Raw genomic sequence first — 13,533 nt, 5'->3', positions numbered from 1 at the left:
GCAGACGTAAAAAAGCCGCGCTCCTCGTGAGAGAAAGCGCGGCTTTGTTTTGTCGGGACAGAATGAAAATCAGGCACCGTCCTGGTCTTTCAGGTGTTCGAACAGGCCTTTCGGCATTTTCTTGCCGTTGGCTTCGAAGTTGGCTTTGACGTTGTTGTAAGCCTCTTGCTCGTCGATGAAGCCGTCATGGTTGGTGTCGATCTTGTCGAAGTCAGATTTCGGCGCGACCTTCAGGAACTCGGCGCGCGAGACTTTGCCGTCGCCATCGGTGTCGGTCTTGGCCATCGACGCGTCGCCGCATTTGCCTTCACCACATTTGCCTTCCGGGGTTTTCACCGAGGTTTCAGCCGAGGCAACCATGTAGCCCTGGGCCAGCGGTTGTGCGGCGAACACCGAGCCGGACAGCATCAGGCCGCCAGCCAGTACGGCACCGACCAGGCCAAGGGAGGTTTTGCCAATTTTCGAAGTGCGGGTCATTTCATTCTCCTTCGGTTGCACTGCGCAACCACACGTTAAGGGCGATCAGCCGGAGCAGGTGTGCTCGGGTGTGGCCATTAAGCGGTGGCGGTGTATCGCGTCTGTGTCGAGGAGCGGGGGCGTTTGTAAGCGAAGGTGAGGAAAGCGGGGGCAGATACAGTAAAAGACAAAACCCTGTGGGAGCGTGCAGGCCCGCCCCCACAGCGTTTTACATCAGTGCAGCTTCAGGCGTGGCTCGGTGCCGCGTCCGATCTTGCTGCCCAGCATCAGCATGGCGGTGCGGAACGGACCGTACAGCGCCATCTGGTGCATGCGGTACAGCGACACGTAAAACATCCGCGCCAGCCAGCCTTCGAGCATCACACTGCCAGTCAGGTTGCCCATCAAGTTACCCACAGCCGAAAAACGCGACAGCGAAATCAGTGAGCCGTAGTCGGTGTACTTGTACTCCGGCAGGGTCTTGCCTTCGATCCGCAGTTTCAGCGACTTGGCCAGCAGCGACGCCTGTTGGTGCGCAGCCTGGGCCCGTGGCGGAACGTTGCGATCCGAGCCCGGTTGCGGGCAGGCGGCGCAGTCACCGAAGGCGAAAATGTTTTCGTCGCGGGTGGTCTGCAAGGTCGGCAGCACTTGCAGCTGGTTGATGCGGTTGGTTTCCAGGCCATCGATGTCTTTGAGGAAACCCGGCGCGCGGATCCCGGCAGCCCAGACTTTCAGGCTGGCCTTGATCTCGTTGCCATCGGCGGTGATCAGGCTGTCGGCGGTGACCTGGCTGACCGACGCGTTGGTCATCACATTGACCCCGAGTTTTTCCAGAGTCTTGTGCACTGGCCCGCTGATACGTTCCGGCAGGGCTGGCAGCACCCGTGGCCCGGCTTCGATCAGGGTGATGTGCATGTTTTCCGGTTTGATCCGGTCCAGACCGTAGGCCGCCAGCTCATGAGCGGCGTTGTGCAGCTCGGCCGCCAGTTCGACGCCCGTGGCGCCGGCGCCGACGATAGCCACGCTGATCTGCTGGACCACATCGGTTTGCCCGGCGTGAGCACGCAGATAGTGATTGAGCAATTGCTGGTGGAAACGCTCGGCCTGTTTGCGGGTGTCGAGGAACAGGCAGTGCTGCGCTGCGCCCTGGGTACCGAAATCGTTGGTGGTACTGCCGACCGAGATCACCAGCGAGTCATAAGGCACTTCCCGCGCCGGCACCAGTTCCACGCCGTTTTCGTCGTAGGTGGCGGCGAGCTGAATCTTCTTCTGCTCACGATCGAGCCCGCTCATGCGCCCCAGCTGGAACTCGAAGTGGTTCCATTTGGCCTGGGCGACATAGTTGAGTTCGTCTTCGGAGGAGTTCAGCGATCCGGCGGCCACTTCGTGCAACAGCGGTTTCCAGATGTGCGTGAGGTTCGCGTCGACCAGCATGATGCTGGCAGTGCCGCGTTTACCCAGAGTCTTACCCAGACGGGTAGCCAACTCCAGACCGCCGGCGCCGCCGCCGACAATGACAATACGATGGGACATGGGAATAGCTCGCAAGGTTTTTAAAGGAAATCGGTGCGGTTACCCGAGCGAGCGCGATGCAGCTCATAGCGTCAGGTAACTGATAAATCGGCTCAACAGGCCCAGACCAATGGTCACTGCCAGCACCACCACCAGGAGCATCCACGGCCGGAATGGCCGGCGCTCGACACGGTGTTGGGACAACTGCAGGTACTCTTCGACATGCTTCTGGTCATCGGGGCTCAGGCGGCTGGTCATATGAGGCCTCGTCAGGGATAGACGTTGCTGAATGCGCAGACGTTACAGCGGTTTGCCTGCGAGCGTTGAACGGCGCATGTCATCCGGGCGAATGATTGCGCTTTTGTAACATCCGGCCAGTGTTTGCGCCATCCTGCTTAGGGATTACAGGCTGATCCCGACATCGAACACGATGCTGCGACCCAGGTTGCTGCGCAGGAAATCCGGTGCATCGGGGTGGGCGAACAGCACGCGGGCGAACGTCGGTCCGACCAGTGACAGCGAGCGCCAGCCCTGTCGCAAATATTCGGTGGGCGGAGGAAAGTGGCTGTTGAGGTCGAGCACTTCGCGCTTGAGGCTGGCGAAGGCGATGATGTCCAGCTCCCCCAGATCCATGCCGCGTTCCTTGTAGTTGTGCGCTTTCTTGCGCAAGGTCGGCGCCAGCCTGAGCAGAAATTCATTGGCCGGAATCCGCCGTGGCTTGGCCTCGCGGCGCACCAGTTGGCTCAGGGAAAACGCACTGCGCCGACGTTGCAGCTCATCGCGCCATTCATCGTTGAGGCGGCGGCCTTCGTCGAGGACGAAAAACACCTCGAAGTTGGCATCGCGAAACAACACATCCGGTGGCTCGCCGGCCGGGGCGAATTCGTCGGCGCGATACGGAATATTCAGGCCTTGCAGCAGGCGCTGGCAGACCCAACGCTCACGCTCCCATTTGCGGGCATTGGACAGGAACGCGTTGGCTTGCTCGGCCGCGATGGTCAGCAGGCGTAAATAATCTGAGTCATCCATAGGCCCAAGCTTAGCGTTCAATTGCGACAAGCAGAAAGCTTTGCATCGGCAGTTTCATCAGGGTGGCGGTGTAGACTTCGACACAGGAGCGCCAATCAAAGGAGTCTGCGGTGCGAATGAAGGTGATGGGATCATGATCGGGGCAGAACTGCTGTCATCGACAAGTCTGACCCTTGGCTGGCTGATCTACCTGCCCGTGCTGCTCTGGGCGATCTGCCGCTCGCCGTGGGTCGAATTGTTCAGCGACAGCCGTCGTCAGCACTTGCTGTTCGGCACCGTGTTCGCGCTGTTTCTGTTGTGGATGGTGCGCAGGGATTTCGACACGGGTGTGTCGTATCACTTCATTGGCATGACCGCAGTGACGTTGCTGCTCGACTGGCCGTTGGCGATTGTGGGCGGGCTGGTGGCGCAGATCGGGCTGGTCCTGCTGGGACGCCAGGATCTGGCGGCGGTCGGAGTCAACGGCGCGTTGCTGATCCTGCTGCCGGTACTGATCACCGAGGGCGTGGCGATCCTGGTCGAGCGGGCGCAACCGCGTAATCCGTTTGTGTATATCTTTTGCTCCGGCTTCTTCGCGGCGGCCTTGTCGGCGCTGTCATGCCTGGTGCTGAGCCTGACGTTGCTCTGGTACGACGGCCTCTTCGCCATGCCCGAATGGCTGGAAGATTTCATCGGTTACCTGTGGCTGCTGATTTTTCCGGAAGCGTTCATCAATGGCATGGTGATTAGCGCACTGGTGGTGTTCAGCCCGGAATGGCTGGAGACCTTCAACCGCACCCGCTATCTTTCGGCGCCCTGGAAGGATGACGATCCCAAGTCTTGATCCACATCAAATCCACCCCGTGCGCGGCATTTCATGCTCGGCCAAATCCCTTCAGGAGCAGCGGCATGAGTGTTTACGAGTGGGCGAGGCAGGAAACCCGGCAAAGTCTGGAGATGGCGCAGGAGGTGGGGTTCGATCCTGGATTGAGTCTGCGCGCCTTGCTCAGTGCCGTGGTGCAGCAGAGCAAGGCGGTGCGCAACGCCGAAGACCTGGCCGACGAGTTGCGCTTTCTGGCAGAAAACCTCGACGACAATCAGGACTACGGCTTCATGCGGCCCTGATCAGAGGATCAGTGGCGCGGGTCGAAGTCGCCGGAAAACAGTTCGTCCTCGGCATCCGGGGCGACCGGGATCTTGTGTTCTTCCGACGCCCAGGCGCCCAGGTCGATCAGTTTGCAGCGGTCCGAGCAGAACGGCCGGAATTTGTTCTCGGGGGTGAATTCCACCGGGGCGCCGCAGGTCGGGCATTCAACGGTCGGGATCGGGCTCATGACTGGCCTCCAGATAAAGTCAGGTAAAAGTGATGCAGGCGCTCGACCTCGCTGTGCAGCCAGGCGAGGTCGCGGTCGTTGACCACCACATCGTCGGCGCGGCTGACGCGGTCTTCGCGGCTGGATTGAGCCTTGAGGATGGCCTGGACCTGCTGTTCGCTGGTCTGGTCACGCTGCAAGGTGCGTTCGATCTGCAGTTGCTGCGGAGCATCGATCACCAGGATCCGCTGGGTCATCGCGTACTGTCCGGACTCGATCAACAGCGGCGAAACCAGAATCGCGTAAGGCGATTTTGCCAGCGCCAGGTGATGGGCGATTTCCTCGGCGATCAACGGATGCAGCAGCGCTTCGAGCCAGCGGCGTTGCTCCGGTACTTCGAAGATCAGCTTGCGCAACGCCGCGCGATCCAGCGTGCCATCGGCCTGCAGGACATCGGGGCCGAAGTGCTCGGCAATTTTCGCCAGAGCCGGTCGACCCGGCTCGACCACCCAGCGCGCCGCATGATCGGCGTCCACCACATGGATGCCGAGGTCGATGAAGTGCTGGGCGGCTGCGCTTTTGCCGCTGCCGATGCCGCCGGTCAGGCCGAGAATCCAGGGTTTTTCCACAGGGGTATTCATTTCAAACCGACAAACTGCCAATAGAAGTCGGTTATTTGACCACCCCAGAGCAAGGCAATCCAGCCGGCAATTGCCAGATACGGCCCGAAGGGGATTGGCGTCGAGGTTTTCTGGTCGCGCAGCTTGAGCATAATCACCCCGAGCACGGCGCCCACCAGCGAGGACAGCAGGATGGTCAGCGGCAGAATCTGCCAGCCACCCCAGGCCCCGAGCAACGCCAGCAACTTGAAATCACCGTGACCGATGCCGTCCTTGCCGGTGAGCAGCTTGAACAGCCAGAACACCGACCACAGCGCCATATAACCGGCCACTGCCCCCCACAACGCGTCGTGCAGCGAGACGAACAGGCCGAAGCTGTTGACGATCAATCCCAGCCACAGCAGCGGCAGCACCAGTACATCGGGCAACAGCTGATGCTCGGTGTCGATCAGACTCATCGCCAGCAAGCCCCAGGTCAGGACGATCATCAGACAGGCCGGCCAGCCAAAACCCATATGCCAGGCGATGAACGCCGACAGCACGCCGCAGGCCAGTTCGGTCAACGGATAACGCTTGCTGATCGGCGCCGCGCATGACGAGCAGCGGCCGCGCAAAAACAGGTAGCTGAGCAGCGGAATGTTTTCCCACGCACGAATGCGGTGGGCGCAATGCGGGCACTGCGAGTGCGGCAGCATCAGGTTGTAGACCGGCAGCGCCGTTTCGACGGGCAGCCCGAGCACGTCGTGGGCCTGCTGGCGCCATTCGCGTTCGAGCATTTTCGGCAGGCGCCAGATCACGACATTGAGGAAGCTGCCGACCACCAGCCCGAGCACCAGAGCGGTGAAGACAAAGGCCAGCGGATAGAGGGCGAAGAGTTCGTCGATGGGCATGTCAGATCGCTGAGCCGAGTTGGAAGATCGGCAGGTACATGGCCACGACCAGCCCGCCGACGATCACCCCGAGTACCACCATGACGAAAGGCTCCATCAGGCTGGTGAGGTTGTCGACCATGTTATCCACTTCTTCTTCGTAGAACCCGGCAACCTTGTCGAGCATATCGTCCAGGGCGCCGGATTCTTCGCCGATGGCGGTCATCTGCACGGCCATGTTCGGAAAGATTCCGGTGGTGCGCATCGAAAAGTTCAGTTGCATGCCGGTGGCCACGTCCTGGCGAATGCGCAACACCGCACGTTTGAACACCACGTTGCCGGTGGCCCCGGCAACCGAGTCCAGCGCTTCGACCAGCGGCACGCCGGCGGCAAACGTGGTCGACAGGGTTCGGGCGAAACGGGCCACGGCGGACTTGTACATCATGGTGCCCACCAGCGGCAGTTTCAGCAGCCAGGCATCACGCCGATCCCGCAGGGCCTGGGATTTCTTCAGGGCATGGCGGGTGCCGAAAAACGCTGCGACCAGCACGCCGAGAATCGCCCACCACCATTGCTGCATGAACTCCGAGAGGCCAATCACCATCAGGGTGAACGCCGGCAGTTCGGCACCGAACCCGGAAAACACCGACTGGAACTGCGGCACCACTTTCACCAGCAGAATCCCGGTGACGACCGCCGCCACCAGGATCACGGCGGTGGGGTAGGTCATGGCTTTCTTGATCTTGGCCTTGAGGCTTTCGCTCTTTTCCTTGTAGGTCGCTACGCGTTCCAAAAGGGTATCGAGGGCGCCGGATTGCTCGCCGGCATCGACCAGGTTGCAGTACAACTCGTCGAAGTATTGCGGTTTCTTGCGCAGGGCTGCGGCGAAGCTGTTGCCGGCGGCGACTTCCTGTTTCACCTCGTCCACCAGTTTGCGCATCGCCGGGTTTTCAAAGCCTTCGCCGATGATGTCGAACGACTGCAGCAACGGCACGCCGGCTTTCATCATGGTTGCCATCTGCCGGGTGAAGAGGGCGATGTCCAGCGGCTTGATGCGTTTGCCGAAATTCAGCAACGACGCGGATTTCTTGCGCACCTTGCCGGGGTTGATGCCCTGCTTGCGCAACTGTGCCTTGATCAGTGCGGGGTTTTGCCCGCTCAACTCGCCGGTGATCCTGCTGCCTTTCTTGTCCGTGCCTTCCCAGGCATAGACGCTGATTTTCGCTGCCTTGACGGCCATGTTCAGTCCTTGGTGACCCGGTTGATTTCTTCAAGGCTGGTGATGCCTTGCATCGCCTTGATCAGTCCCGAGGTGCGCAGGTCGTTGAAGCCGTCCAGGCGCATCTGGCTGTCGATTTCCAATGAGTTGCCCTCGGCCATGATCAGCCGTTGCAGCTCGGGGGTGTTTTTCACCACTTCATAAATCCCGGTGCGTCCCTTGTAGCCGCCGTTGCATTGATCGCAACCGGCGGGCTCATAGATCGTGAAACTGCCGATGCGTTCCTCGGGGAAGCCTTCCTTGAGCAAGGTTTCGCGGGGAATCTCGATGGGCTTCTTGCAGTGGCTGCAGAGTTTTCGCGCCAGACGCTGGGCGATGATCAGGCTGACCGACGTGGCGATGTTGAAGCCGGGAATGCCCATGTTGTGCAAGCGGGTGAGTGTCTCGGCGGCGCTGTTGGTGTGCAGCGTGGAGAGCACAAGGTGACCGGTCTGCGCTGCCTTGATGGCGATTTCCGCAGTCTCGAGATCGCGGATCTCACCGACCATGATCACGTCCGGGTCCTGGCGCAGGAACGAGCGCAGGGCCTGGGCGAAGTCCAGCCCCTGCTTAGGATTGACGTTGACCTGATTGATGCCTTCCATGTTGATCTCCACCGGGTCTTCGGCAGTGGAGATGTTGATGTCGACGGTATTGAGAATGTTGAGCCCGGTGTACAGCGACACGGTCTTGCCGGAACCGGTGGGACCGGTGACCAGGATCATGCCTTGTGGTTGCTTCAGGGCAGCGAGGTACAGGTCTTTCTGCTCCGGCTCGTAGCCTAGGGCATCGATGCCGATCTGCGCGCTGGACGGGTCGAGGATCCGGATCACCACTTTCTCGCCCCACAGGGTCGGCAAGGTGTTGACCCGGAAATCGATCGACTTGCTCTTCGACAGGCGCATCTTCAGTCGCCCGTCCTGAGGTTTGCGGCGTTCCGAGATGTCGAGGCTGGCCATGACCTTCAGGCGTGCGGCAATGCGCCCGGCCAGTTGAATCGGCGGCTTGGCCACTTCGCGCAGGATGCCGTCGGTACGGACCCGAACCCGGTAGTTTTTCTCGTAGGGTTCGAAGTGCAGGTCGGAGGAGCCGCTTTTGATCGCATCCAGCAGCATCTTGTGGACGAACCTCACCACCGGCGCATCGTCGGCGTCCAGCCCACCGATGGCGTCCTGCTTGCTGTCATCGATGGACTCGACGTCCAGCCCGTCGAGGTCGACATCGGCCATGTCTTCCAGGCCGGAGGCGTGGGTGTCGAAGAACTTCTCGATGGCGTCGGTGAGCTTGTCGTCTTCCACCAGAATCGCTTCGGTGGTCAGCCCGGTGCTGAACTGAATATCGTTGATTGCCTGATGATTGCTCGGGTCGGAGATCCCCACGAACAGCTTGTTGCCGCGCCGCCACAGGGGCAGCGCGTGGTGCTGGCGCACCAGTTTTTCGCTGACCAGGCCCTTGGGCTGGGTTTCCTTGTCCAGGCAGTTGAGGTCGAGGAACGCCATGCCGAAATGCTCCGAGGCGATCTCGGCAACCTGCGAACTCTTCACCAGTTTGTTCTGTACCAGATAGCTGACCAGCGACAGGCGATTGCGCTGGGCCTGCTGCCAGGCTTGCTGGGCGCTTTTTTCCGTGAGCAGTTCGGCCTGTACCAATTGCTTGGCCAGACCGCTCAGAGCGATGTCATTCATGGGAATCCCGGATGCAGACAGTTCATGACTTATAGCCTAGTCAAGTGACAGCGCCAAACCGCCTCGGTGCAGGTGACAAAAAGTGTCAGATAGTGCGGTTACAGGTTGTAGGAAACGCCGCGATAGCGTGATCGCGCCCAGCCTGCGCGGGTGCGGGCGCCTTGGCACGGGCTGTGCTGAGTCCTGTTCAGATCATGAGATTCCGACTCATGCATGGAGCGTGTCTATGAAGAAACAACAAGGTTTCACTCTGATCGAGCTGCTGATCGTCGTGGCGATCATCGGCATTCTGGCCACCATCGCGTTGCCGCAATACACCAAGTACCAGGCCCGGTCGAAGGTGACGGCAGGGCTGGCGGAAATCAGCGCACTCAAAGTGCCGTTCGAGGACACCATTAATCAAGGTACCGACCCGACCCTGTTGCTGGTGGCCGGTAACGCGGCAGCCACCACCTCCAACTGCACGTTGGCGGCGTCGGGCACGGCTTCGACAGGGGCCGGCACGATCACCTGCACGCTGGTGAACGCACCAGGCCCGGTGCTGGGCAAGACCATCACGCTCTCCCGCACGGGTGCTGCTACCGGCAACACCGCCGGTGTCTGGAGTTGCGCCTCCACGGTCAACCCGGACTACGCGCCTAAAGGTTGCCCGGGCAGCGGTGCCTGATCGGCTGGCCAGGTGTCATGAAATGCCCCGCTTCGCGGGGCATTTTCTTTTGCGCAGCACTTCACAAAAAGCTTCAATCATTTCAGCGTGTTAGGAACTTTTCCAAAAGCCGCAACTTGCATGCAGATAATTCGAACGTCATGCAATTTGCATGATTCCGAAAATGTTCATGATTTATAACTTATTGATTTATAAAGAATTATTGTCTTTTGAAAACTTGGCACAGCGTTCGCAATATCTCCAGTAACCCTGCTGACAAGACACGCAGCAGACTTTCCAGAAAAACAGGAGTTACTCGTATGAAGAAGTTCGCTATCACTGCCGCTGCTGCTACCGCGCTGACCCTGACCATGGCAACCGGCGCATTCGCACAATCCACTCAGGCAACCCAGGCGCCAATGACCCTGGCCGCCGGTGAAATGACCAAGGCGAAAGAGGCCACTTCCGACACCTGGATCACCACTAAAGTCAAAAGCGACCTGGTCACCGAAAAAGGCATTCCAGGCACTGATATCAAAGTAGAAACCAACAAAGGCGTCGTTTCCCTGTCTTCGACCGTTGCCATCACCGAAGCTCAGAAAACCACCGCCGTGGCCATCGCCAAGAAAATCAAAGGCGTGAAAGCGGTCTCCGCTGACGGCCTGAAAGCCGAGTAAGGCAAGACTTCTCGCCTGGACCGGGAGAAGACGCGACAGGCGGGCCGAGTCATACGTCTGCCGCACTTTAGAGTTCATGCGAACGGCCACAGGGAGTGGCCATTACAGGCCCCGGCATTCGTGTCGGGGCCTGTTCTATTTCAGGGACGGGAAAACCAATGGGGGGAGGTCAGTTGCCACGTTTGCTGTTGATCTGCCGCAGGCGGTTACCTTCGAACCGCAGGTATTGGTACATGCCGTTGCTCGGGCCGTAGGTCCATTCCTCGACCTGAAACTCTTCTCGGCGATTGGCGCTGCGCTTGTAGCCCAGTACGTCACGGCTGACCGGTTCACCGCACTTTTGCAGCACCTCGCTGGAACGGTCACCAAGGCTGACCAACTGACTGCCGCAGCGCAGCGTATCGGACGCCGACGCCTGGCTGGCGACGAGCGCCAGCACTATTGCCGCCAGCCATTGGCTGTTCATCACTCGGCGTCCAGATGCATTTGCGTCACCACGCGGCCGTCGCTCTCCGCTTCGCCGAGATTGGCGTCGATGAAGTACACGCGGTCGTCGGCCAGTTGGCCTTTGTCCACCAGGTAATCCTTGATGCTGCTGGCACGGTCCTGACCCAGTTGGCGCAGCAACACATCGCTGGAGCTCCAGAACTTGATCACGTCCGCACGCATTTTCGCGGTGCGTTCTTCCTTGCCCAGATCCTTCCATTCAGCCGGCGGCTGGGTTTTCAGACGAGTGCGGTAGATGCCTTCGAGCAGAGGGCCTTTTTCGTTATCCGGGACCTGGATCAGTGATGCCTGGGCCGGCACCTTGTCGCCACGGCGCTGCAGCATCTTGTAGTAGTTGTACTGGTATTCACGTTCCAGACGCTGCTCTGCGATCAACGGACCGTCGCTGCTCTGGGCGGCGGTGCCTTCGATTTCCAGGCGCAGGGCCGGACGTTCCTTCAAGGCCTGGGACAGTTTGACCAGCGCGGCTTCGGCGTCCTTGTTCAGTTCGCTGGAACCTGGTGCGAATGACACGGTGCCTAGGTCTTCGGAACCGCCCCCGTTGATCAGCCCGCCAATCATCTTGAACGGTGCGGCGGCGGCTTTGACGACCAGATTGCGCAGGGTCTGCCAGATAATCGGCATCACGCTGAATTGCGGGTTATTGAGGTCGCCGGTGACCGGCAGCTCGATGGAAATCTTGCCGTCCACGTCCTTGAGCAACGCAATCGCCAGTTTCAGCGGCAGGCTCACGGCATCCGGGCTGTCGACTTTCTCACCCAGTTGCAGCTGCTCGACCACCACTTTGTTCTCGGCCTTGAGCTGGCCCTTGGTGATCAGGTAGTGCAGGTCGAGATTGAGCCGGCCCTTGCGGATCCGGTAACCGGCGAACTTGCCGGAGTAGGGCGTCAGGGTGGTCAATTCGACCCGTTTGAAACTGGTGGCGATGTCGAGACTGGCCATCGGATCGAACGGGTTGACCGCGCCCTTGATGGTCACCGGCGCATAGCGGTCGACCTTGCCTTTGACGTCGACGCTGGCCGGTTTCGCCTGACGGCTGTCGATGGTGCCGATCTGGCCGTTGAGCTGCTGGACTGCGGTGGCGAAATTCGGGGTCAGGCTGAAGTCGGCGAAGTTGGCCGAGCCGTCATTGATCGCGATACCGCCGATATGAATGCCCAGCGGTTTCGAGTTGCCGGCTGGTTTGGCCGCTGCGGTTTTCGCCCCGGAATCGGCAGGTTGCGGAATCAGCAAGTCGTCGATGTTGGTGGTGCGGTCATCGTTGATCATGAATCGCACATAGGGCTGGAACAGGTTGATCCTGTCGATCGACAGGTTGTCGCCGTGCTGATAGTTCAGGCCTTCGACCACCACTTGCTGCCACTTGAGGAAGTCGCGGGTCTTCAGGGTGTCGAGGGTGTGCAACTGATCGACCTGGGCGCGACCGGTGACACTGAGTGCCAGAGGTGTGACGCTTTTCAGATTCACTTTCAGATCGCTGCCGAGCATGCCGCTGCGCAGTTCCAGGCGAATGAACGGGTTGATGTAGGACTGGGCGACGCGCAGGTCGATGTCCTGCGTCTTCACGTTGAGTTGGGCCGTGACCGGTGCCAGATTGACCACGCCGTCGGCGCTGATCTTGCCTTGCTTGCCCAGGCCGGTGTCCAGTTTGACGTTGAAGGGCGAGCCGTTGAGGCTGTCGAAATTCTGCAGGTCGAGGTTCAGCGGCGTGACATCCAGCGTGACTTCCGGCTTCGCCGAGCGGTCGGCCAGATGCACTTTGTAGTCACGCAGTTGCACGTCCTTGAGCAGCACCTGCCACGGTTTTCCCGGTGCGGCCGGTTCCGGTTTCGGTGAGTCGGCAGCCGCCGGAGTGCTTTTCGGTTCCGCCGCCGCTTTGGCGGCAGGTCTCGACGGCTGGCTGGCGAACAGTTTCTGCCAGTCCAGTTGCCCGTCCGCCTCAAGGGCGGCCCAGGTTTCGAGTTTCTGGCTGCGGATCTTGCCGACCACCACTTGCTGTTTGGCCAGGTCCACGGTGGTTTCGCTGACGTCGAGGCGGTCGAGTTTTGCCAGCGGGCGCCCGTCCGGGGCCTTGATCGCAAACGGCGCGACACTGACCGAGACGTTGCTCAAGAGCAGTTCGGTTTCCTTGGACAGGTTGAGCTTGTAGTCAGTGCTCAGGCTGACCACGCCGTTTTCCAGTACCAATGGCACCGCGTCGCGCACGTAGGGCCAGAAGGCTTTCATCTGGCCATCGGTGACTTTGAGCGTGCCTTCGGAGGCGATCGGGATCAGGCTGAAGTTGCCTTTCCAGTCGATCTGTCCACCGGCCGGGCCGATGGCGACCAGGGTCATGTCGGCGTTGTCGTCGGGCAGGGTGCTGAGGTTGTTCAGTTCGAAATCGAGCTTGTCGTAGAGGAACTCGATCGGTTCGCTCGGGCGTGAGTCCTGGAAGTGCACGTTGCCGCCGGCCAGTTTGATCCGGTCGATGCGCAGCGGAAACGGTTTGGCATTCGGATCGGCCGGCGTCGGTTCACTGGCCGGCAACTTGAACAGACCCAGCAGATTGAGTTTGCCGTCCTGGGCGAACAGGACTTCGGTCTTGGGTTTATCCAGTTCGATGTCGGACAGGTGCAGCGCTTTTGTCCACAGGCTGTCGAGTTGCAGGTTGGCGTACAGGCGTTCGAAACCGACCTGTTCCTTGCCCGGCTCGCCGATGACCAGGCCCCAAAGCGTGACTTCGAGGCTGAACGGATTGAGTTCGATACGCTGAATGTGCGCAGGCACCGTCGCGTAGTTGGCCAGTTGCTGGTTGGCGACCCGGAGCGCAATGCCCGGCAAAATCAGAAACCCCAGCAGGCTGTAGAGGGCCAGAGCGGTCAACAAGGCGCCAATCGCGCGAATCAATCCTTTGGGCATGTGCGGCTTCATCTGTCTGAATCGGAGTGCCTTGGAGTATGGCACGCGATTCCGGTTCCGAAGTAATAGCCTGTGATCAGGATT

15 protein-coding genes are annotated in these 13,533 nt (G+C 60.2%); 4 read left to right on the top strand and 11 right to left on the bottom strand.

Features of this window, described 5'->3' with window-relative positions; all coding sequences use genetic code 11:
* Positions 1–69: 69 nt before the first annotated feature.
* The 4 genes from AC07N4_RS24180 to AC07N4_RS24165 form a co-directional block, all read right to left on the bottom strand.
* Complete coding sequence (locus AC07N4_RS24180; protein WP_096820884.1) at positions 70–477, bottom strand: HvfA family oxazolone/thioamide-modified RiPP metallophore; 408 nt, start codon at positions 475–477, stop codon at positions 70–72.
* A 213-nt stretch (positions 478–690) separates the two neighbouring features.
* A complete protein-coding gene (locus tag AC07N4_RS24175) occupies positions 691–1,989 on the bottom strand; it encodes an NAD(P)/FAD-dependent oxidoreductase (protein WP_096820885.1) in 1,299 nt (432 codons plus the stop codon).
* Between the two features lie 63 nt (positions 1,990–2,052).
* Complete coding sequence (locus AC07N4_RS24170; RefSeq protein WP_493066713.1) at positions 2,053–2,226, bottom strand: DUF3094 domain-containing protein; 174 nt, start codon at positions 2,224–2,226, stop codon at positions 2,053–2,055.
* Between the two features lie 144 nt (positions 2,227–2,370).
* Entirely contained in the window at positions 2,371–2,997 is a 627-nt protein-coding gene (locus AC07N4_RS24165; RefSeq protein ID WP_003228301.1) for a DUF1780 domain-containing protein, read from the bottom strand.
* A gap of 133 nt (positions 2,998–3,130) precedes the next feature.
* On the opposite strand from AC07N4_RS24165, the gene AC07N4_RS24160 reads away from it, so the two are divergent.
* Positions 3,131–3,820 (top strand): energy-coupling factor ABC transporter permease, encoded by a 690-nt coding sequence (locus AC07N4_RS24160; protein ID WP_096820887.1) that lies wholly within the window; start codon positions 3,131–3,133, stop codon positions 3,818–3,820.
* 65 nt (positions 3,821–3,885) lie between these two features.
* Entirely contained in the window at positions 3,886–4,101 is a 216-nt protein-coding gene (locus tag AC07N4_RS24155; RefSeq protein ID WP_096820888.1) for a hypothetical protein, read from the top strand.
* 8 nt (positions 4,102–4,109) lie between these two features.
* Here AC07N4_RS24155 and yacG read toward each other — a convergent pair whose 3' ends face one another.
* From yacG to pilB, 5 genes are read right to left on the bottom strand one after another with little or no spacing between them, the layout of a single operon-like run.
* The gene (gene yacG / locus AC07N4_RS24150) at positions 4,110–4,310 is read right to left on the bottom strand and encodes a DNA gyrase inhibitor YacG (protein WP_096820889.1); all 201 of its coding nucleotides are present in this window, start codon (positions 4,308–4,310) and stop codon (positions 4,110–4,112) included.
* Positions 4,307–4,930 (bottom strand): dephospho-CoA kinase, encoded by a 624-nt coding sequence (coaE, locus tag AC07N4_RS24145; RefSeq protein ID WP_102621090.1) that lies wholly within the window; start codon positions 4,928–4,930, stop codon positions 4,307–4,309. The genes yacG and coaE overlap by 4 nt, the downstream gene beginning before the upstream one ends.
* The gene (locus AC07N4_RS24140) at positions 4,927–5,799 is read right to left on the bottom strand and encodes a prepilin peptidase (protein WP_493066714.1); all 873 of its coding nucleotides are present in this window, start codon (positions 5,797–5,799) and stop codon (positions 4,927–4,929) included. The genes coaE and AC07N4_RS24140 overlap by 4 nt, the downstream gene beginning before the upstream one ends.
* A gap of 1 nt (position 5,800) precedes the next feature.
* Positions 5,801–7,018, bottom strand: a complete 1,218-nt coding sequence (locus AC07N4_RS24135) for a type II secretion system F family protein (protein WP_102621088.1) — start codon at positions 7,016–7,018, stop codon at positions 5,801–5,803.
* A gap of 2 nt (positions 7,019–7,020) precedes the next feature.
* A complete protein-coding gene (gene pilB / locus AC07N4_RS24130) occupies positions 7,021–8,721 on the bottom strand; it encodes a type IV-A pilus assembly ATPase PilB (RefSeq protein ID WP_096820893.1) in 1,701 nt (566 codons plus the stop codon).
* Between the two features lie 226 nt (positions 8,722–8,947).
* Here pilB and AC07N4_RS24125 point away from each other — a divergent pair, with 226 nt between their 5' ends.
* Both AC07N4_RS24125 and AC07N4_RS24120 read left to right on the top strand, forming a co-directional pair.
* Complete coding sequence (locus tag AC07N4_RS24125; protein ID WP_096820894.1) at positions 8,948–9,388, top strand: pilin; 441 nt, start codon at positions 8,948–8,950, stop codon at positions 9,386–9,388.
* A 299-nt stretch (positions 9,389–9,687) separates the two neighbouring features.
* Positions 9,688–10,044, top strand: coding sequence for a BON domain-containing protein (locus AC07N4_RS24120; protein ID WP_096820895.1), 357 nt, complete (start codon positions 9,688–9,690; stop codon positions 10,042–10,044).
* 169 nt (positions 10,045–10,213) lie between these two features.
* On the opposite strand, the gene AC07N4_RS24115 is transcribed toward AC07N4_RS24120, so the two are convergent.
* Together AC07N4_RS24115 and AC07N4_RS24110 are read right to left on the bottom strand one after the other, a co-directional pair.
* Positions 10,214–10,510 (bottom strand): DUF2845 domain-containing protein, encoded by a 297-nt coding sequence (locus AC07N4_RS24115; protein WP_102621087.1) that lies wholly within the window; start codon positions 10,508–10,510, stop codon positions 10,214–10,216.
* Positions 10,510–13,461 (bottom strand): DUF748 domain-containing protein, encoded by a 2,952-nt coding sequence (locus AC07N4_RS24110; RefSeq protein WP_493066715.1) that lies wholly within the window; start codon positions 13,459–13,461, stop codon positions 10,510–10,512. The genes AC07N4_RS24115 and AC07N4_RS24110 overlap by 1 nt, the downstream gene beginning before the upstream one ends.
* Positions 13,462–13,533: the final 72 nt, after the last annotated feature.

It is taken from the genome of Pseudomonas sp. GW821-FHT09E04 (assembly GCF_059416185.1).
Note: the sequence above shows the minus strand (reverse complement) of the source record. Positions and strands in the feature narration are given on the sequence as shown.